This is a genomic window from Lutibacter sp. (assembly GCF_041555395.1).
GTDB lineage: Bacteria > Bacteroidota > Bacteroidia > Flavobacteriales > Flavobacteriaceae > Lutibacter.
Genome location: NZ_JBFFKM010000023.1, coordinates 20,940 through 39,542 on the forward strand (window position 1 = coordinate 20,940; position 18,603 = coordinate 39,542).

Below are 18,603 nucleotides of genomic sequence, written 5' to 3' on the forward strand. Positions count from 1 at the left end.
AAAAAGTGAAAATACAACATTTTCTGTTAGTCAACAATTACACCATCAATAAAGAATTGTTTTTTTATTTCTTTAATTCTGCCTTCAGCATAAGCAGCCATAATTTTATCATAGCTTTTTAATCTATCCAAATAATTTTGATAATGTTTTAATGCAATTTTTTTATCTTTAAAATAGACTTCAGAAGTTACAGCCAACTCAAATAGTGCTTTATGATTTTTATAATTATTTTCATAAGATTTCTCAAAATTATCAATAGCTGATTTCAAGTTATTTTCTTCCTTTGAAATAATTCCAAGCAAATAATAATGTTGATCTAAATCTGGTTTTGCACTCGAAATTGATCTACGTAAATATAATGATGCCATTTTATTATCCTTTTTGTCATAATACAAGCTACCTAAACGATATAGGATTTGAGAGTCATTGGGGTCAAGATTTAAAGCATTTCTAAAATAGGTTTCGGCTAGTTCAAAATCTTTCAAATTATAATAACACATGCCGAACATTTCATAGGTTTGAACAGATCTATAATTTAAACTGTCTAATTTTTTTAAATAGGCTAATGCACCATTAAAATCCTTTAAAAAATACAACTCATTTGCTTTCAATTGATTAAAATTAATATTATTTGAATCTATTTTTAAACCTTTATCAATAAATAAGGAAGTGGAGTCTTTAAACTTCAATGCCTTAAAAAATTTAGCCAATCCATAAATACTTTTAATATGCAGTGTGTCTAAATTATAGGCATCTAAATAGCTCTGCCCCATTTGTAAATGATTATTTTGTTTTTCTAAAGATTCGGCTAATTGATATGGATAATTAGGGTTAACCATATCAGTTTTCATTAAATAACGGTATATTTTTTCTGCTTTTTCCGCCTGGTTTAGTGACAAATATAATTTGCCTAAACTATTGGCGGCCAATAAATTTGAAGTGTCTTTTTCTATGAGTGTTTCGTATACTTCAACAGCTTTAGATGAAAATCCTGCCGACACAAACAATTGTGCTAATTTAACTTTTATCGATTCATTAGTGCCAATTTCCAAGGCTTTGTTTAAACACTCTAATGCTTTCGTATCACTACCAATAGATTGATAAATGCTAGCCGATCTTTCAAATATCAAAAAAGTTTTAGGGACTGCGTTCTCTAACAAAGTCAATGCCATTTGATAGTTTCCTTTCACCAACAAACTATCTACAACTACAAAAACCGAAGATTGCGCTTCGGTTTTTATTACAACTATTAAAAGTAACAATAAACTTAAAATCCTTTTCATAGAAATTTAATTATTGTTTTATTACTATTTCAACAACTCCATTTTTACCTTTATCACCATATTTTTTAAGAGCTTCTTCACCTTTAATAACATTCATACTTTTGATAATTTTAGCATCAATTTTGTTTAATTCTTCTTTTGAAATTTCTTTTCCATCTAAAATATAAAGTGGATTTACTTTTGATTCATTATTTGCGTCTATACCCTCTTGTTTTTCGCCTTCAACCATAAAAGCAATAGGCAAACTATATTTTACGCCTACCATTTTTCCTTTATTTATTCCAGGAGTCATTTTAGGCAAACTATTTATTACTCTTATAGCTTCTTCCTCTAACTTCTTATGAGGCGCTTTTGCCTGAACATCGATAATATTGCCTTCGTCATCAATTATAAACATGACGAAAACTTTCTTAAGTCCCGTTTTTAAACCAAGTTCTTTTGCTAATCCTGGATTGAAATTAGCGCTTACATGATTTGCGATTTTTTCTTGCAAACAAGTTCTTAATTTTTCTTCATCTCCTACACAATCAGGAAAAACAGGTGCGTTTTCAATAAGCGCAAACGGCACCACATTCTCTTGTTTTATTGAATCAAGTGTTTTTAGTGCTGCAGTATCTTCTTTAAAAAAAGTGTCATTGCCTAAAGGAATGTTTTTTAAATTTTCAATTGAATTACTTTCAAATGAGCTTAGCAATAACATACTTAACAATAAAGGCGCCACCAATAAATACTTTAGTTGTTTAATTTTTTGTGATTTTTCTTTTGTGATCATAACGATTCTTTTTTTAATTAATGAATGTTTAAAAAATTGATTGATGAAGGAAATATTTTCCACATTAAAAGTTTCTGCCAATAACTTACTGAAATACTCTATTTTATCAGTTTCTTTAACCACCTCGGCATCCGAAATGTATTCGTGTAATAAGGTAATCCGCTTTTGATATACATACACCATTGGGTTAAACCACAGCACAATTTTCAACAATTCAAAATAGAGTAAATCCAAAGAGTGTCGGTGTTTGCAATGAATCAATTCATGTTGAATTATTTGTAAATCCTGATTTTCCAATAAATTATTGTTGATAAAAATATAGTTGAAAAATGAAAAAGCTGATTGTTTTTCATCTAGAACAATTAATGTATAATTGTCCTTTTTTATGCTTTTACTACTGAATATTAGTTTTAATATTTTGGTCAATCGAATTAAAAATAAGATAAAAAACAAGCCAATTCCCACATAAAAAATAATGCTTGCAGCGCCAAATATAATCTCAAGGGAGGAGCTTTTTTCGATTAAAACTTGCGGATTTATAACAACTTCCGGCAAATACACCATATAATCCTGCGGAACCGTTTGCCGAAAACTTTCAAGCTTCAGCAATGGAATAATAAAAGACAACATTGGCGTCACCAACAAATAAATTCTGTTCCATTTAAAGAATGTTTCCTTTTGTAAAAACAAATCGTAAACAGCCAAAAACAAGGTTTGAAAAAGCAGCAGTTGAATTATGTAATTGATCATCTCTGTGTCTTTTTATCGTTAATAATTTTTAATATGGTATCTAATTCTTTTAAGTCCACTTCATTCTTATTTACAAAAAAAGAAACCATACTTTTAAACGAGCCTCCAAAATAACCGTCTACAATTTTTTGTAAACTCTGGTTGCTATAAATCGTTTTTGAAACTAAAGGAAAATAAATATATCCTCTTCCCTTTGCTTTGTGTGAAACAAAATTCTTATTTTCCAAAATTCTGATGATAGTAGAAACCGTATTATAGGCAGGTTTTGGTTCAGGCAACTTATCTATAATATCTTGTACCGAAGCCTCTTCCAACTCCCATAAAACCTGCATAAATTGCTCTTCTGCTTTTGTTAATTGTATTTCCATTTTATAACTAAGTATTTAGTTCAACAATACAAATATAACTAAATATTTAGTTTAAACTAATTTTTTAGTTGAAAAAATAATTAAAAGATAAAATCTAAGATTAAATTATCTATATATCACTACATTTTTTTGAAAAAAAAGTAGTCTTCTTTATATTTCATAATAAATATAAAGTGATATAAAATAAAAAAAGCGTCCCGGGTTTCGGGAAGCTTTCCATTGGTTTTAAAAAATCTTGACGTTAAAAACGCCAAAACAACACAACTAATCGCCAACACAGCGATACGCAAATATATTATATTTTTATTGGATTTCAAATTCCAAACACTTTTTCTTTCTAAATTGCCTATTTTTCTGAATTGATTGTATCTTTGCACCTTATCAAAAAGAAGTAATTATAAAACACCTTAAAATGCAGTTATCGCCACTTGAAATAATAAGAAGAGAATCCTTACAAAAGTTACGTGAATTGGGTATAAATCCTTATCCGGCAGAAGAATTTAAAACCACGGCAACCATAAAGGAAATCTTGGAAAACTTTGAGACTTTTGAAGGTAAAGAAGTTGTTTTGGCAGGAAGAATGATGAGTCGCAGAATTATGGGGAAGGCTTCTTTTGCCGAGTTAAAAGATGCCAGCGGAAGAATGCAACTTTACATAAACCGCGACGAAATTTCCTCTGATGATGAAGGAACCATGTACAACACCGTATTCAAAAAATTATTGGATATGGGCGATATTATTGGCATAAAAGGAGAAGTTTTTAAAACGAAAGTTGGCGAAGAATCGATTCATGTAAAAGAGCTAACCATTCTTTCCAAAAGTTTGCGTCCGTTGCCAGTGGTTAAAACCGATGCCGACGGAAAAGTACACGATGCTTTTTCTGATGCCGAATTAAGATACCGACAGCGCTATGTGGATTTAATTGTAAACGATCACGTAAAAGAAACATTTATAAAACGCACAAAAATCACGAATTCAATCCGTGATTTCTTCAACAAACGCGATTATTTGGAAGTTGAAACGCCAATATTGCAGCCAATTCCAGGAGGTGCAGCCGCTCGACCTTTTAAAACCCATCACAATGCATTAGATATGCCATTGTATTTGCGAATTGCCAACGAATTGTATTTAAAACGATTGATTGTTGGCGGATTTGATGCCGTCTATGAATTCTCCAAAGATTTCAGAAATGAAGGAATGGACAGAACCCATAATCCGGAATTTACCGTAATGGAATTGTATGTTGCCTACAAAGATTACCATTGGATGATGAATATGACGGAAGAATTATTGGAAAAAGTTGCCATAGATTCTAATGGAACAACAGAAGTTCAAATTGGCGAAAATATCGTAAGTTTTAAAGCGCCTTATCCAAGAGTGCCAATTTTGGAAGCCATAAAAATACATACAGGTTTTGATGTTTCCGGAATGGATGAAAATGCATTGAAAGAAGTTTGTAAAAAAGTAGGTGTTGCCGTTGATGAAACCATGGGCGTTGGCAAATTGATTGATGAATTGTTTGGTTCAACATGTGAACACCATTATATTCAGCCAACATTTATAACCGATTACCCGAAAGAAATGAGTCCGCTTACCAAAGAACACCGTTCAAATCCGGCGTTAACCGAGCGTTTCGAATTGATGGTTAACGGAAAAGAATTGGCAAATGCCTATTCTGAGTTAAACGACCCGATTGAACAACGCGAACGTTTTGAAGAGCAGTTGAAATTGACAGAAAAAGGTGATGACGAAGCGATGTTTATTGACCAAGACTTTTTACGCGCACTGGAATACGGAATGCCACCAACATCGGGAATTGGCATTGGGATTGACCGTTTGGTGATGTTTATGACTAATAATAGCTCAATTCAAGAAGTGCTTTTCTTTCCGCAAATGAGACCAGAGGTGCGAGCCGCACAGGCAATTATTTTAAATGAAGATGAAAAATCAGTTTTCAACATTTTAAAAGCCAACTCCCCTATCCTATTAAACGACTTGAAAACCCAAAGTGGTTTAAGCAATAAAAAATGGGATAAAACCATTAAAGATTTAACTAAAAAGAACTTAGCTAAAATAAATAATACCGATGAAGGTTTGTTTGTTGAGTTGGGAAAATAACTAAATACGTCATTTTGAACTTGTTTCAGAATCTCATTATAAAAAAGGAATTACTTAATTGTACTTCCTTTTTTATTTAATTAAATAATGGTTTGCACTTTGTGTTATCTTATTCTTGATTGTCAATTCATCACAAACATTATTCTCAATTATTTCTTAACTTTAAATCTTAAAAAACGCATTGTTTAACGTTAAAAACATCATACTCAACGAATATTTTTGTTTTTCACTAATTATTAGTATTGTTTTGATATCAAATAATTAAATTTGAGTATCATGAAAACTTTAAAACCAAAAATTTTTATTTTATCCCTGGTATTTTTATTATTAAACTCTTGTGTTGTAAAATCCTTATTTCCTTTTTACACAAACGGTTCCATTTATTTTGAAAAAAAATTTATTGGTACTTGGGAAGATACTGATAATGGCAAATGGAAAGTACTCCCTTATCAAGAGGCATTTTTGAAAGAAATGAAAAAAGATAATGAATTCAAAAGCCCTGCTGAATTTAATGAGAGCGAAAATAAAATTTACAACAAGTACAAAAATGGATATATGGTGTATCTTGAAAAAGACAATACCAAAACAAGTTTTTTAGTAATGCCTTTTAAAATTAACAATCAGTTATTTCTTGATTTTACACCTTATGAAGATAAAGAAAGTGATGAATTAGATAATATTCTGTATCAAATGCATTTAATTGGAGTGCATACTTTGGCAAAGTTTGATATTACTTCTACAGATGAAATAAGCGTTAAATGGTTCTCTTCAGAGAAGTTAGCAGAGCTTCTTGACGAAGATAAAATAAAAATTAAACATGAGGAAGTTGGATTTACAGAAACCACCTTATTAACAGCATCTTCTGAAGAATTAGAAAAATTCATAAAAAAATATATGGATTCTAAAGATGAAGACAAATGGAATACAGATGTGGAGTTTCACTTAAAAAGAGTCAATGAAAAATAGCAAATTGCAATCAGTTAATGGCAATAATCACAACGCCCTTCTATTTAATGGTGTGTTGTGGTTTTGCTCTTTTACAATTTTGTTACTTATATTTTCTGAAGATTCCAATCCTAAAAAAATTGATTTTATTTATACGAGTGCTTTTTTAACTACCATTATAATTCCAGTACTTCTTAACTTATACATTCTAATTCCTTATTTTTTAAAACGAGAAAAATACCTACTTTTTGTTATTGCGTTTATTTCAACTATCATTTTATTTACCCAATTAAATATTTGGTTTTTTGATTATGTTATTGATTATATATTCCCTGATTATTATTTTATATCATACCATTCCAGCACAAAATTAATATTCATTTTTAGTGTCTTTTTAATAGGCACTACACTTATAAAACTATCTGAAGATTGGATCTATTTTAACAGTATTGAGAATAAAAGGTTAAAGCTTGAAAAGCAACAAATTGAAACACAATTGACAGCTTTGCGTTCTCAAATAAATCCACATTTTTTATTTAATTCCTTAAACGTAATTTTTGCGTTGGCTTTAGAAAAGAAAAAAGAAACAACAAAAGCAATTGTGCAATTGTCCGATATTTTAAGATATGTGATTTATGATTCAAATACAGAAAGAGTTACGTTAAAAAACGAAATCATATTACTTAACAATTATATTGAATTTCAAAAATTCAGACATCAAGTTTCCGATAAAATAAATTTCACTTATAATATAATTGATGATGATTACCTTATTTATCCAATGCTTCTATTACCTTTAATAGAAAATAGTTTCAAACATGGAATTAAAGGCGATATTGAAAATACATTTATAAATTTAAACATTACACAAAACAATAATGAGTTTCATTTTTTTATTGAAAACAATTACGTTAAAAATATAGTTATTTCAGATAAAGAACATTCGGGGTTAGGCATTGGAAATATCAAAAAAAATTTAGACATTATATATCCTGATGCTCATTTATTTGAAATAACTAAAACAGAAACAGCATTTATAGTTTCATTAAAACTATTTATAAAATGAAGATTAACTGTTTAATAATAGACGACGAGCCTACTTCTCAAAGAGTTTTAGAAAAATATATTTCAGATGTAGATTTTTTACATTTATCTGGTGTTTTTAACAATGCTATTGAAGCTTTGCACGAATTAAAAAACAACAATACTATTGACTTGCTATTTTTAGACATAAATATGCCTAAAATATCAGGTTTAACATTTTACAAATCGCTGCAAAATCCACCTGATGTAATTTTTACAACGGCATATTCCCAATATGCTGTTGATGGTTTTGAAGTAAACGCCATTGATTTTTTATTGAAACCCTTTTCTTTTGAACGATTCTTTATAGCCGCAAATAGGGTTTTAGAGAAAAAATTTCCAATTGAAAACGGCACAAAAGAAAATCATTCTATATTGATTAAATCGAATAAAATAACTCATAAAATTTCTTCAAATGACATTTTGTTTATTGAAGCCTATGGCGATTATGTAAAAATTTATGTTGAAGATAAATATATTTTGACTAACAATACTTTTGCAAATATCTTAGAGATGTTGCCAAAAAATAAATTTATACGCTCACATAAATCTTTTGCCACAAACCTGGAGAAAATAAACACTATTCAAGGAAATCAAATAGCAATTAATAAACATTTAATTCCCATAGGGCAAAAATTCAAAGCAGAATTTTTAAAGTCACTTAATCATAAGTAACTTTTCTATTATACTCTCAAATATAGTCTTCACGTATAAAGTTTCCTCTTTCATACTTATTAAAAAATATTGTTTGTCGAGATAAACACCTCGTTCATCGAATAATTTTAACTTTTTAGAACTTATTTTATTACATTTAATATCAAGTAATTAAATAATTAACTTAAAAAAAAACTATGAAACAAAGAATGCTATTCACATTGCTTGGCGTTTTATTTTTAAACTTGGCATTTAGCCAGAATTAAAAAACGCAATTAATACCTTAGTAGTCTGTTATTTAGAACCGTTATAAATTTTACATGTAGGTTTTTCTTATAACTTTAATTAGTAAATTTAAGTCGCGTTATTTATGCAACTTATATTACATAAATAATAAAACTTTCTTTGACTCCGCTTGACTGTAAGTATTTATTGAAATAATTAATCAAATTATTTTTGAAGAGATATTTTTAACTTAACCAAGTTGACTTAAATGTCTCCTCTTTAATCTTTAAAAATTTAGATTATGGAAACAATACAACGAATACCAAGACTTTTTACTTTTTTTATTTTATTCAGTTTGATGTTAACAATCAATGGATGTAGTTCAGATGATAAATCCTGTTCTACTTTTTTAGAATGTCAGGACGGGACTATATGGGAAGGGCAAATAGATCTTTTTATGTATATCAAAGTAAATAATAATCAAAATAACCCTGTTGAAATTTATTTACCTGAAGGGGATTGCTATTATTACACATCAATCAGTGAAACAAATTTTGTAATTATGGAGAATTCTAAAAGCACACTAAAAATTAAACAAATGAATGATTTTGATGATTCATTTGAAGTTCTCACGTTTTCAATTTTAAACGAAGTACTTTCTATTCGTGAAGTATACACAGAGAATGGTGTTGAGGATATTGACACAGGCACATTTGCAAAATCGACTAAAAATTTAAGTTCAGTTACAATCTGTAATTAATTTTTATAAACAAATTAAAGCCATGAAATCAATTCGACTTACAAATAAATTTTATACTATTTTAATTCTTTCTTGTTTCATTTTTACCTTCAGCGGGTGTGGAGGTTCTGATGATGACGATAATTCTTGTCAAGTTTTCCTGGAATGTCAAGAGGGGACTGCTTGGGAGAACATAGGATGGTTGGGAACCTATCTTAAATTTCAGAACAACACAAGTAACCCTTGGATTGTTTACGACACATATGATGGAGGATGTTACTTCTCTACTCAGTCTTCAAGTGTTGAACAAATTACTTTAATAGAACATTCTAAAAATATCCTAAAATATAGAACTGGATATGTGGGTGGTATCAATCATGGAATTTCCACTTATACCTATTCAAATGGGAAAATTACTTATAGAGATGAATATTATATAAACGGAGTGTTGGATGAAGTTGATATTTATACATTTAATAAATCCTCAGTAAATTTAAGTAGTTTAGTAATATGTGATTAAACAATTAACTTAATAATACAACAATGAAACAAAGAATTTTATTAACCATTATTGGATTTCTAATCTTTAACCTTTCATTAGGACAAGAAAATGAAAAATATTCAGAGTTGATTAACGAAGCATGGAAACTTTATGAAACCAGAGAATATTTAAAATCAGCAGAAAAATATTCAGAGGCTTTTGTCGCATTGAATAATAAAGGAAAATCATCTGATAGATATAATGCAGCTTGCTCGTGGGCATTGGCAAATAAAATTGATTCTGCTTTTGTCCAGTTGTTTAAAATTGTAAAATATGATAATTATATAAATTACAACCATATTTCAACAGATACTGATTTGACATCTTTATATTCGGATAAAAGATGGAGGGAAATAATTGAATTTGTTAAAGCAAACAAAGAAAAAGTTGAGGCAAACTACAACAAACTTCTTGTGTCAATTTTAGACACAATCTACAATGATGACCAAAAATACCGTGCTGAAGGAGAGGAACTTATAAATAAATACGGATGGGAATCAGAAGAAGTGCAAGATTTCCGGAAAATAATAATTGCGAAAGATTCAATTAATTTAATAAAAGTTGAAAAAATACTTACTGAATATGGATGGTTAGGTACTGACATTGTTGGAGAAAAGGGAAATTCAACACTATTTTTAGTAATTCAACATGCTAAAACTGAAACACAGCTTAAATATCTACCTATGTTTAGGGAAGCCGTAAATAACGGGAAAGCACAAGCTAGTCATCTGGCTTTAATGGAAGATAGAGTTTTGTTAGCACAAGGAGAAAAGCAGGTTTACGGAAGTCAGATTGGAACAGATATGATAACAAATGAATATATACTGTCACCCATGATTGACCCTGATAATGTTGATAAACGAAGAGAAGAAGTTGGACTGATGCCATTATCAGAATATCTGAACCATTTTGATTTAGTATGGGATATTGAGAAATTTAAAAAGAGAATGAAAGAATATGATTTAACAAGGACTAAAAAATAACAAAGGCTAAAAATAACACTTTAAATAAATTCTATATTATGAAAACACTCGTAAAATTGGCGATTCTACTAATCATATTTAACGTTTCGGCACAAATGAAAGTTGAAAAAGTTGAGCCTCAAATTCAGGAAATAAAGATAGAAGAACAGGTATTAAAGCGTAAAGTTGCAATTGCCCGTTTCTCTAATGAAACACAGTATGCGAAGGGTTTATTTTATGATAAAGAAAATGATCCATTAGGCAAACAAACAGTTGATATTTTATCTACCAAATTAGCCGCTTCCGACAAGTTTATTTTATTGGAACGTCAAGATTTGGATAAAATAATATCCGAAATAGATTATGCCGAAAACGAAAATTACCAGAAGGTTGGTGCTGATTATTTAATAATTGGTTCAATTACTGAATTTGGTCGAAAAAACGTTGGTAAACTTAAAGTCTTTTCAAGAAGTAAAACCCAAACCGTTCAGGCTGGCGTAAGTATACGATTGGTAGATGTTTCAACGGGACAGATTATTTATTCTGAAGAGGCTAAAGGCGAAGCTGAAACGGCCAATAAAACCGTTATGGGATTTGGGGAGCGTACAGATTATGATGCAACACTTAGCGATAAGGCAATTTCTGCTGCCATTTCTCAATTGGTTGAGAACATTATTAATAATTGCATGGATAGGCCATGGAAATCATATATTCTTTCAAATGACGAAAATGGCATTATTATCTCTGGCGGCAAAAGCCAAGGTTTAAAAGTTGGAGATGTGTATGATGTGGTTCAAAAAGGCAAAAGCGTGAAGAATCCACAAACCGGAATGATGATAGAGTTGGCGGGCAAGACAGTAGGTAAAATAAGAATTGATTTACTGGAAGGTGACAACCCGCAAAATGAATTTGCAATGGTTTCATTTATTGAAGGAAATATGGAACCCCAAAACTTAAATAATTATTATATAAAAGAGATAAAATAATGAAAAAATCACTGTTTATTTTAGTAATAGGTTTTTTGTTCATTGCAAGTTGTGGTGGAATTAAAACATCTTCACAAGGTATAGAAAGCGTCTCTTTTTTGGAATTTATTGGGAATCCTGATAATTATTCAGGAGGTGTTGACGTGTTAATCGGCGATAAAATATCATTTAAAGCTGATGTGTTAGAAGACAATAGAAATAAGATGAGAGGAAAAGTTTATGAAATCTCAACAGGCAATCAACTCGTAACTGTGTCATATAATAATGAGGTAATTTATAGGAAACATTTATTTATGTCCGCTCAAGAATCTAAAAAAATAGTATTGCCATGAAAAATATAATTTTCTTAATACTGATTACATCGCTGTTGGCATCTTGTTCAGCTAAAAAAAAGTCATTATATACGTGGAATAAATATGAGGACACAGGTTATAAATATGTAAAAAACAATAATGAAAGTTCTACCAACGACTTAATTGAAGAGTATAAAAAAATAATTAGCAATCAAAATGGGACAAGAGGGTTGGTTCCTCCAGGTATTTATGCTGATTATGGTTTTGTTTTAATACAAGCAAACAGGGTTGAAGAGGGGAAATTAATGCTTCAAAAAGAAATTGAATTATATCCTGAGTCAAAAATATTTATTAACAAAATTTACTCAATGCTAGAATAAAATGAAAAAGTCAAAATTAATATTAGTGGCAGCAATCGCCGTATTAACAAGCTGTTCTTCAGTGATTAAGCCCACTCAAACAACGAAGTATGATTCGTATAAAGAAATGTACGATGAAAAACCTTTAACGGTTTTAATAATGCCTCCAATTAACAGAAGTACTTATGTAGATGCAAAAGAATATTTTCATACAACATTATATATTCCTATTGCAAATGCAGGTTACTATGTAATTCCGCCGTTTTTATCAATGGAAATTTTAAAAAAAGAAAGTGCTTATGATGCAGAATTATTTTTATATACGCCTTTAAAGAAGTTTGAGGAAGTGTTTGGTGCAGATATGGTATTATTTACAATTATTCATTCCTGGGATAAATCGTCATTGGCTGCATTGGTTGTAGTTGACGTGGAATATGTTTTTAGGTCTACTAAGACCGATGAGATTATTTTCACAAGAAGAGGCCAGATAAATTATGACGCTTCTGTATCAACAAAAGGGGGAGGAGTTATGGGCTTTATAGCAGATATGACGCTTTCAGCTTTAAATACGGCAACAATTAAATATATTAAGGTGGCACGGTCCTGCAATTATTATGTGTTTAAAGATTTACCTGCCGGAAAATACAGTCCAAACCATGATATTGATAGTACGTCACCTTCCGGTTTAAAGGAATTTAATGTGACGCTAAATTCAAAAGAAGAAGAATAGTTTTAGGTGATTTTCGTTAGTAAGTAGATTCCTAATTATCGGCAAACACTTTGGAGGCAAAACATAAGTAATGAAAAAAACAAAAATCATGAAACTAATAATTACTTGCATTCTGATTTTAATTCCAATATGTATGACTAATGCTCAGCAGAATATCTACTTAAAAAATAATGAGACTGGCCATCTAAAAAAATTAAAAAGGAAATCAATTTTAACTTTTAAAACTTCAGACTCGACTTGGGTAACGGGACGGATAATATCCGTAACCGACAGTTCATTTAGAGTAGCAACTTATGAAAAATATGTAAAATCTGATACAGTTAATGTACAAATTAAATCAGTCAGCCAATTAACAAAAAAATTAATGAATAAAAAAACTGTACCAGTTGGAGGTATTATTGCATATATTGGACTAATAGGATTGTCTGCGTCTCCAGTTTTACTAATTACGGAAACGCCAGAAGATGCACTAGATTTAATTGAGGCTAGTGCTGTACTTTTTGGTGTTGGTATAATAATGTCAAGTCCACGCCTAATAAAAAGAAAATTCAACACTATGAATAAATGGACATTGGTCACAAAATAACAGCCGTCAACAATAAATAAAATGCATTTTATGAGTCACTTAAATTAAATGGGGTTCAATTATTTAGTAGATTTAAAATTTGGTATTGAATGGCTATTTTAACCATAAAATTATTGAACATTAAAAGAATTTAAAACCTTAAAAAAAATAACATGAAAACAATCTCTTTTTTTATTCTGATAATTTTATTGTGTGCATGTGGAAAATCGAACCACGGGAAAACAATATCTTTAATTCAATACGATAATGCTATAAACAAGCTAAGTCCAACTGCTGATTTACATAAAGACAAAGATGTTGAATTATTTATATCTCAAGACGAAAATCGTATCATATATTCTTGCATCATGTATAGAATTGAAAATGGTGAGTTAAAAGGATACCAAATTTATGCTACTGAATTAAATACTTATGACAAGGCAAACTACCAATGGGTTAATGATTCAACAATGACTTTTACTTTAAGTAATGAGTACCGCAATTCAAAAACTTTTAAAGTAACTGGCTATGCAGGAACTACTGCTTTGGCATGGGAATAGTAGATTTTGGAATTGCTAGAATTTTATAAAAACCCATTAGCATTCATTATGACCAAACAACGAACCAATGATAAAATTCTTCAGGAAAATCTGTAAAAAATGATAACATCGTCGCCTACAAAACAAAAAATATCAGTAATTCTATTTGCGATTCTATTATTCTTCCCCCCTATATTGTATGCCCAAAAAGCATCAAAAAATAATAAAATCTATAAAATATGGGTCAAACCCATGGATAAATCAGCAGTAATCAAAGGATATTTGTACAGTGTCAATGGGACATCCATTAATTTAATTGACAATTTAAGTTTAGACACGACAAACATGATTACCATAGATTCAAAAAATATAGATCTTATTAAGTGGAGAAGAGAGGGGAATGTCAAAAGAGGGCTTGGCAAAGGTGCTATAGGAGGGGCTCTATTTGGAATTATAGTTGGTCTTACTGCAGATTTAGATCCGGAATTAGATTCTTCAAATCCTGGGGATATTATTACAATGGGTGTTGCGCGAGGTGCTGTTACAATTGGCACAACCTTTACCTATGGTGTCATAGGCGGTGGCATTGGTACGGGAATTGGTTCTATAAAGAAAAAAGCGCTCATTAAAGGAGACGTAGAAAACTATGCAAAAGAGCTGCCCAAACTAAAAGAAATATGTATCAAATGAAGATAAAATCATATATTATATTCTTGCATCATGTACAACGGTGAGTTAAAAGGGTACGAAGCCCATACTGTTGAATTAAATACGTATGAAAAGGCAAACTATCAATGGGTTAATGATTCAACAATGACTTTTACTTTAAGTAACAAGTACCATAATTCTAAAACCTTTACAGTAACCGGATATCACAGTAAAATACCTGGGAAAGAAGGAAGAACAACTAGTTTTAGTTGGGATTAGTAGATTTTTGTAATTGCTAGAATATTATTATTATTATTATTCATTCTAAAACTGCATTTTTCAAATAGTAAATAACAATTCAAAACAAAAATCTTAAAACTGGAAAAGGAATTGCAGCAATGTGATTCCTTTTTGTTTCACTTTTCTATTTATCATCAGATTAAAACAAATCATATCATTTTTTTTGAACACAAAATAATCAATTCTTTAATTTGGCCTTGCTACAATATTTACAACTAATTTGCATCATTAATTTTTAGGTTTTTTCGTATATTGCTCTTATGAAAAGAGTTTTTGTCCAGAATATCTTAATTTTCTTTATGTTTACAAGCGCTTTGCACTCACAAGAAACTCTTGAAAAAAACTACCCAACTTTTAGTGTATTTCTAACCGAACAAAACACCAAAATTTCTTCTTTAGAGAAAGGGATTAGTCTGATTGAAGTGAAAGAGATTATGGGTCCTCCTATTTTGGTGAAAGTCCCAAAAGTAGGAAAAATGAAACCTTTGAGTCAATTATTTAAACAGCCAGAAATCATACAAGAAACTAATGATAAGGCTAAAAATGAAATAAAAATTTTATGGTATTTCTCAACGCCTAAAAATCAGGATGGCATTGTTTCAAAGTCGGAATGCACGCCAATTGTCATTAAAAATGACAGCGTAGCAGGAAAGGGAACTAAATTCTATTTAACTTTTATGAGAACAGAACAAATTCGTTTTTAATCAATAACCTATTAAAAATACGCTTCAATTATTAATCAAATAGTATAATCCCCTAAATAATAAAGACCTTTAGCGTTTCTTTAAAATGAATATAAACTATGATTAGACTCAAAATTATTGCACATTTATAATTAAATTTGGGAGTAATAACAATTTAGCTCTTTGATAAAAAAGAGCTTTTCAAAAAATTCAACCTAATTATGAATAAATATTTTTTGGCCAGAACATTAAAGTCAATTATTTTTTGCACTTTAATGGTTTCAACAGCCTGTACGCAAAACAAAGAAAAAGAAGCTTCTATGCAAAACAACAACGTGTTATTAGAAAAATGGACAGGTCCTTACGGAGGTGTTCCTTCTTTTGACAAAATGAACATCCAGGATATTAAACCTGCTTTAGAAAAAGGCATGGGTTTAAATCTTGAAGAAATTGATGCGATCACAAATAATGCTGATTTGCCAACATTTGAAAATACCATTGTTAGGATGGAAAAATCGGGAGAAGTTCTTGATAGGGTTCAAAAATACTATGGCATTTGGAGCAGCAACTTGTCTTCTCCGGAATTTAGGAAAATTCAGGGAGAGATGGCGCCAATATTATCAGAGTTTCATTCAAAAATTTCTCAAAACAAAAAGTTATTCGAAAGAATTAAAACGGTTTATGAAAGTTCGTTGAAAAATCCGCTAGAAGCAGATCAGCAAAGGACAACCCAGCTTATTTATGAAAGATTCGCCATGGATGGCGCCGAATTAAATGAGGAGAAAAAAGCACGATATGCAGACATTAATAAAGAACTCTCTACTTTATACACCAATTTCTCTAATAATATTCTGGCTGATGAAGAAAACTATGTGGTTTATTTAACCAAAAATCAGTTAAGTGGTTTATCCGACTCCATGATTAAAGCTGCCGCCAAAACTGCTACTGACAAAGGCCATGAAGGTGAATATGCCATTACAAACACGAGATCCTCCATGGATCCGTTCTTAACCTATTCTAACGAAAGAACCTTGCGTGAAAAAGTTTGGAAAAACTATTATTCACGCTGTGACAATGGAGATCAATTTGATAATAACGAAAATATAGCCAAAATTTTAAAGCTAAGAAAAGAACGTGTGGCACTTTTAGGTTTTGATAATTACGCTGATTGGCGTTTACAAAACAGAATGGCAAAAACGCCTGAAAATGCTATAGCACTTATGGATGCAGTTTGGCCATCTGCTATTGCAAGAGTTAAAGAAGAAGTTGCAGATATGCAGGCTGTTGCCAACAAAAATAATGACAACCTAACTATAGCGCCTTGGGATTACCGCTATTATGCAGAAAAGGTCAGAAAAGAAAAATACGATTTGGATTCTAATGAAGTTAAACAATACCTTCAATTGGATAAATTGACGCAAGCTTTGTTTTTTGTTGCAGGTGAAGTGTTTAATTTTAAATTTACGCCAGTACCAGATGGCACAGTTCCTGTGTTTCATAAAGATGTAAAAGTTTGGGAAGTAACCAACAAATCAACTGGAGAACATATTGGATTGTGGTATTTAGATCCTTTTGCACGACAAGGAAAACGATCTGGTGCCTGGGCAACAACCTATAGAGATTATTCCACATTCGACGGCAAAAAGACCGTTTTAGGCTCTAACAATTCTAATTTTGTAAAACCAGCTCCAGGCGAAGCCGTTTTGGTGTCTTGGGATGATGCAACAACTTTTTTACACGAGTTTGGACATGCCTTGCATTTCTTTTCTTCGGAAGTAAGATATCCAATGCTTAATGGTGGTGTAAGAGATTACACCGAATTTCAATCGCAGGTTTTGGAGCGATGGCTATCTACAGATAAAGTAATAAATCAATTTTTGGTTCACTACAAAACAGGTAAAGCGATTCCCGCTGCATTGGTTGCCAAAATTAAAAAAGCTTCAACCTTTAATCAGGGTTTTTCCACTACAGAATATCTGGCTTCTGCCATTATGGATATGAAGTTGCATTTGGCTGACCCGGCAAATATTGATATAGATGCCTTTGAAAGAGAAACTTTAGCGGCAATGAATATGCCTAAAGAACTGGTTATGCGCCATCGCACGCCACACTTTGGCCATGTTTTTTCAGGAGAAGGCTATGCAACAGCCTATTACGGTTATATGTGGGCTGATGTGCTTACCGCAGATGCAGCGGAAGCTTTTCAAGAAGCGCCAGGAGGATTTTATGATAAGGAACTGGCTGCAAAAATGGTAAAATATTTATTTGCACCGAGAAATTCAGTTGATCCTGCCGAAGCTTACAGACAATTTCGCGGACGCGATGCCACAATTGATGCTCTTATGCGAGATCGTGGTTTTCCTGTTCCTGAAAATTAAAACAAAAATCAATAATTATAATGAAAGGAATTGCAACTAGGCAATTCCTTTTTTTGTGTAAAAAATTCAACCAAAATAAACTAAATTAGACTTGATTAATATTGCATTTTTATTCTATTTTTTGAAATCTTTAACCATCTTATATTGAAAAAATTAGCGATCCTTATTACTTTTCTTTCTGTTTCTATATGTTTTTCACAAACAAGTAAAACCATAAACGTAAAATATATAAATGAACCTATTACTGTTGATGCTGTTTTAGATGAAGACGCTTGGGGTATGGCCGAACCTTCATCTAATTTCTGGCAATATTTTCCAACTGACTCGATACAAGCGAAACAACAAACCGAAATTAAAATGTTGTTTGATAACAAGAATTTATACATTGGAATGAAAGTAAATGCTTCGTGAAAAAATTATATCATTCCATCTCTACGTCGTGATTTCAGAGCTTCAGGAAATGATAATATAAGTTTGATTTTTGACACTTTTAATGATGGCACCAATGCTTTTTTCTTCGGAACAAATCCGCTGGGGGTACTTCGAGAGGCTCTAATTTCTGGAGGAGGCACTGAACTTAGAGGATTTAACACTACTTGGGATACAACCTGGTTTGGAGAAACTAAAATTCATGAAGATCATTATATTATAGAATGGACGATTCCTCTTTCGGCATTTAAA

Annotated in this window: 22 protein-coding genes; 19 read left to right on the forward strand and 3 right to left on the reverse strand. The window is 30.9% G+C overall.

Going from position 1 to position 18,603, the window contains the following annotated elements; genetic code table 11:
- Positions 1 to 26 precede the first annotated feature (26 nt).
- From ABY285_RS06730 to ABY285_RS06740, 3 genes are read right to left on the reverse strand one after another with little or no spacing between them, the layout of a single operon-like run.
- Positions 27 to 1,283, reverse strand: a complete 1,257-nt coding sequence (locus tag ABY285_RS06730; RefSeq protein ID WP_372768338.1) for a tetratricopeptide repeat protein — start codon at positions 1,281 to 1,283, stop codon at positions 27 to 29.
- A 10-nt stretch (positions 1,284 to 1,293) separates the two neighbouring features.
- The gene (locus ABY285_RS06735) at positions 1,294 to 2,805 is read right to left on the reverse strand and encodes a M56 family metallopeptidase (protein WP_372768340.1); all 1,512 of its coding nucleotides are present in this window, start codon (positions 2,803 to 2,805) and stop codon (positions 1,294 to 1,296) included.
- The gene (locus ABY285_RS06740; RefSeq protein ID WP_372768342.1) at positions 2,802 to 3,173 is read right to left on the reverse strand and encodes a BlaI/MecI/CopY family transcriptional regulator; all 372 of its coding nucleotides are present in this window, start codon (positions 3,171 to 3,173) and stop codon (positions 2,802 to 2,804) included. Before ABY285_RS06740 ends, ABY285_RS06735 begins: the two co-directional genes overlap by 4 nt.
- 412 nt (positions 3,174 to 3,585) lie before the next feature.
- Here ABY285_RS06740 and lysS point away from each other — a divergent pair, with 412 nt between their 5' ends.
- The 19 genes from lysS to ABY285_RS06835 all read left to right on the forward strand — a co-directional run.
- A complete protein-coding gene (gene lysS / locus ABY285_RS06745) occupies positions 3,586 to 5,292 on the forward strand; it encodes a lysine--tRNA ligase (RefSeq protein WP_372768344.1) in 1,707 nt (568 codons plus the stop codon).
- A 276-nt stretch (positions 5,293 to 5,568) separates the two neighbouring features.
- Positions 5,569 to 6,258, forward strand: coding sequence for a hypothetical protein (locus ABY285_RS06750; RefSeq protein WP_372768346.1), 690 nt, complete (start codon positions 5,569 to 5,571; stop codon positions 6,256 to 6,258).
- Complete coding sequence (locus ABY285_RS06755; protein ID WP_372768348.1) at positions 6,248 to 7,303, forward strand: sensor histidine kinase; 1,056 nt, start codon at positions 6,248 to 6,250, stop codon at positions 7,301 to 7,303. The genes ABY285_RS06750 and ABY285_RS06755 overlap by 11 nt, the downstream gene beginning before the upstream one ends.
- Positions 7,300 to 7,995, forward strand: a complete 696-nt coding sequence (locus ABY285_RS06760) for a LytR/AlgR family response regulator transcription factor (RefSeq protein ID WP_372768350.1) — start codon at positions 7,300 to 7,302, stop codon at positions 7,993 to 7,995. The genes ABY285_RS06755 and ABY285_RS06760 overlap by 4 nt, the downstream gene beginning before the upstream one ends.
- Positions 7,996 to 8,500: 505 nt before the next feature.
- Complete coding sequence (locus tag ABY285_RS06765; RefSeq protein ID WP_372768352.1) at positions 8,501 to 8,959, forward strand: hypothetical protein; 459 nt, start codon at positions 8,501 to 8,503, stop codon at positions 8,957 to 8,959.
- Positions 8,960 to 8,981: 22 nt separating this feature from the next.
- Positions 8,982 to 9,458 carry a hypothetical protein gene (locus ABY285_RS06770; RefSeq protein WP_372768354.1) on the forward strand — a complete coding sequence of 159 codons (477 nt, stop codon included), beginning with the start codon at positions 8,982 to 8,984 and terminating at the stop codon, positions 9,456 to 9,458.
- A gap of 23 nt (positions 9,459 to 9,481) precedes the next feature.
- Positions 9,482 to 10,462, forward strand: coding sequence for a DUF6624 domain-containing protein (locus tag ABY285_RS06775; RefSeq protein WP_372768356.1), 981 nt, complete (start codon positions 9,482 to 9,484; stop codon positions 10,460 to 10,462).
- Positions 10,463 to 10,500: 38 nt separating this feature from the next.
- On the forward strand, positions 10,501 to 11,427 hold the full coding sequence (locus ABY285_RS06780) for a CsgG/HfaB family protein (protein WP_372768358.1): 927 nt from the start codon (positions 10,501 to 10,503) through the stop codon (positions 11,425 to 11,427).
- The gene (locus tag ABY285_RS06785) at positions 11,427 to 11,759 is read left to right on the forward strand and encodes a hypothetical protein (RefSeq protein ID WP_372768360.1); all 333 of its coding nucleotides are present in this window, start codon (positions 11,427 to 11,429) and stop codon (positions 11,757 to 11,759) included. Before ABY285_RS06780 ends, ABY285_RS06785 begins: the two co-directional genes overlap by 1 nt.
- Positions 11,756 to 12,100, forward strand: coding sequence for a DUF4810 domain-containing protein (locus tag ABY285_RS06790; protein ID WP_372768362.1), 345 nt, complete (start codon positions 11,756 to 11,758; stop codon positions 12,098 to 12,100). Before ABY285_RS06785 ends, ABY285_RS06790 begins: the two co-directional genes overlap by 4 nt.
- A 1-nt stretch (position 12,101) precedes the next feature.
- Positions 12,102 to 12,809 (forward strand): GNA1162 family protein, encoded by a 708-nt coding sequence (locus ABY285_RS06795; RefSeq protein WP_372768364.1) that lies wholly within the window; start codon positions 12,102 to 12,104, stop codon positions 12,807 to 12,809.
- Between the two features lie 70 nt (positions 12,810 to 12,879).
- A complete protein-coding gene (locus ABY285_RS06800; RefSeq protein WP_372768366.1) occupies positions 12,880 to 13,395 on the forward strand; it encodes a hypothetical protein in 516 nt (171 codons plus the stop codon).
- 152 nt (positions 13,396 to 13,547) lie between these two features.
- A complete protein-coding gene (locus ABY285_RS06805; RefSeq protein ID WP_372768368.1) occupies positions 13,548 to 13,934 on the forward strand; it encodes a hypothetical protein in 387 nt (128 codons plus the stop codon).
- A gap of 99 nt (positions 13,935 to 14,033) precedes the next feature.
- Positions 14,034 to 14,603, forward strand: coding sequence for a hypothetical protein (locus ABY285_RS06810; RefSeq protein WP_372768370.1), 570 nt, complete (start codon positions 14,034 to 14,036; stop codon positions 14,601 to 14,603).
- Positions 14,604 to 14,633: 30 nt separating this feature from the next.
- Positions 14,634 to 14,840, forward strand: coding sequence for a hypothetical protein (locus ABY285_RS06815; protein ID WP_372768372.1), 207 nt, complete (start codon positions 14,634 to 14,636; stop codon positions 14,838 to 14,840).
- 320 nt (positions 14,841 to 15,160) lie between these two features.
- Entirely contained in the window at positions 15,161 to 15,565 is a 405-nt protein-coding gene (locus ABY285_RS06820; RefSeq protein ID WP_372768374.1) for a DUF3192 domain-containing protein, read from the forward strand.
- Between the two features lie 254 nt (positions 15,566 to 15,819).
- Positions 15,820 to 17,922: a M3 family metallopeptidase gene (locus tag ABY285_RS06825; protein ID WP_372768380.1), complete on the forward strand. Its 2,103-nt coding sequence runs from the start codon at positions 15,820 to 15,822 to the stop codon at positions 17,920 to 17,922.
- Between the two features lie 144 nt (positions 17,923 to 18,066).
- Positions 18,067 to 18,333, forward strand: coding sequence for a hypothetical protein (locus ABY285_RS06830; protein WP_372768376.1), 267 nt, complete (start codon positions 18,067 to 18,069; stop codon positions 18,331 to 18,333).
- 63 nt (positions 18,334 to 18,396) lie between these two features.
- Positions 18,397 to 18,603, forward strand: a 207-nt coding sequence (locus ABY285_RS06835; RefSeq protein ID WP_372768378.1) for a hypothetical protein, incomplete at its 3' end; no start/stop codon positions are given.

Excerpts from the sequence above, each read along its gene's own strand:
- ABY285_RS06730 (WP_372768338.1), bottom strand. The coding sequence starts at position 1,283 with ATGAAAAGGATTTTAAGTTTATTGTTACTTTTAATAGTTGTAATAAAA.
- ABY285_RS06735 (WP_372768340.1), bottom strand. The coding sequence starts at position 2,805 with ATGATCAATTACATAATTCAACTGCTGCTTTTTCAAACCTTGTTTTTG.
- ABY285_RS06740 (WP_372768342.1), bottom strand. The coding sequence starts at position 3,173 with ATGGAAATACAATTAACAAAAGCAGAAGAGCAATTTATGCAGGTTTTA.
- lysS (WP_372768344.1), top strand. The coding sequence starts at position 3,586 with ATGCAGTTATCGCCACTTGAAATAATAAGAAGAGAATCCTTACAAAAG.
- ABY285_RS06750 (WP_372768346.1), top strand. The coding sequence starts at position 5,569 with ATGAAAACTTTAAAACCAAAAATTTTTATTTTATCCCTGGTATTTTTA.
- ABY285_RS06755 (WP_372768348.1), top strand. The coding sequence starts at position 6,248 with ATGAAAAATAGCAAATTGCAATCAGTTAATGGCAATAATCACAACGCC.
- ABY285_RS06760 (WP_372768350.1), top strand. The coding sequence starts at position 7,300 with ATGAAGATTAACTGTTTAATAATAGACGACGAGCCTACTTCTCAAAGA.
- ABY285_RS06765 (WP_372768352.1), top strand. The coding sequence starts at position 8,501 with ATGGAAACAATACAACGAATACCAAGACTTTTTACTTTTTTTATTTTA.
- ABY285_RS06770 (WP_372768354.1), top strand. The coding sequence starts at position 8,982 with ATGAAATCAATTCGACTTACAAATAAATTTTATACTATTTTAATTCTT.
- ABY285_RS06775 (WP_372768356.1), top strand. The coding sequence starts at position 9,482 with ATGAAACAAAGAATTTTATTAACCATTATTGGATTTCTAATCTTTAAC.
- ABY285_RS06780 (WP_372768358.1), top strand. The coding sequence starts at position 10,501 with ATGAAAACACTCGTAAAATTGGCGATTCTACTAATCATATTTAACGTT.
- ABY285_RS06785 (WP_372768360.1), top strand. The coding sequence starts at position 11,427 with ATGAAAAAATCACTGTTTATTTTAGTAATAGGTTTTTTGTTCATTGCA.
- ABY285_RS06790 (WP_372768362.1), top strand. The coding sequence starts at position 11,756 with ATGAAAAATATAATTTTCTTAATACTGATTACATCGCTGTTGGCATCT.
- ABY285_RS06795 (WP_372768364.1), top strand. The coding sequence starts at position 12,102 with ATGAAAAAGTCAAAATTAATATTAGTGGCAGCAATCGCCGTATTAACA.
- ABY285_RS06800 (WP_372768366.1), top strand. The coding sequence starts at position 12,880 with ATGAAAAAAACAAAAATCATGAAACTAATAATTACTTGCATTCTGATT.
- ABY285_RS06805 (WP_372768368.1), top strand. The coding sequence starts at position 13,548 with ATGAAAACAATCTCTTTTTTTATTCTGATAATTTTATTGTGTGCATGT.
- ABY285_RS06810 (WP_372768370.1), top strand. The coding sequence starts at position 14,034 with ATGATAACATCGTCGCCTACAAAACAAAAAATATCAGTAATTCTATTT.
- ABY285_RS06815 (WP_372768372.1), top strand. The coding sequence starts at position 14,634 with ATGTACAACGGTGAGTTAAAAGGGTACGAAGCCCATACTGTTGAATTA.
- ABY285_RS06820 (WP_372768374.1), top strand. The coding sequence starts at position 15,161 with ATGTTTACAAGCGCTTTGCACTCACAAGAAACTCTTGAAAAAAACTAC.
- ABY285_RS06825 (WP_372768380.1), top strand. The coding sequence starts at position 15,820 with ATGGTTTCAACAGCCTGTACGCAAAACAAAGAAAAAGAAGCTTCTATG.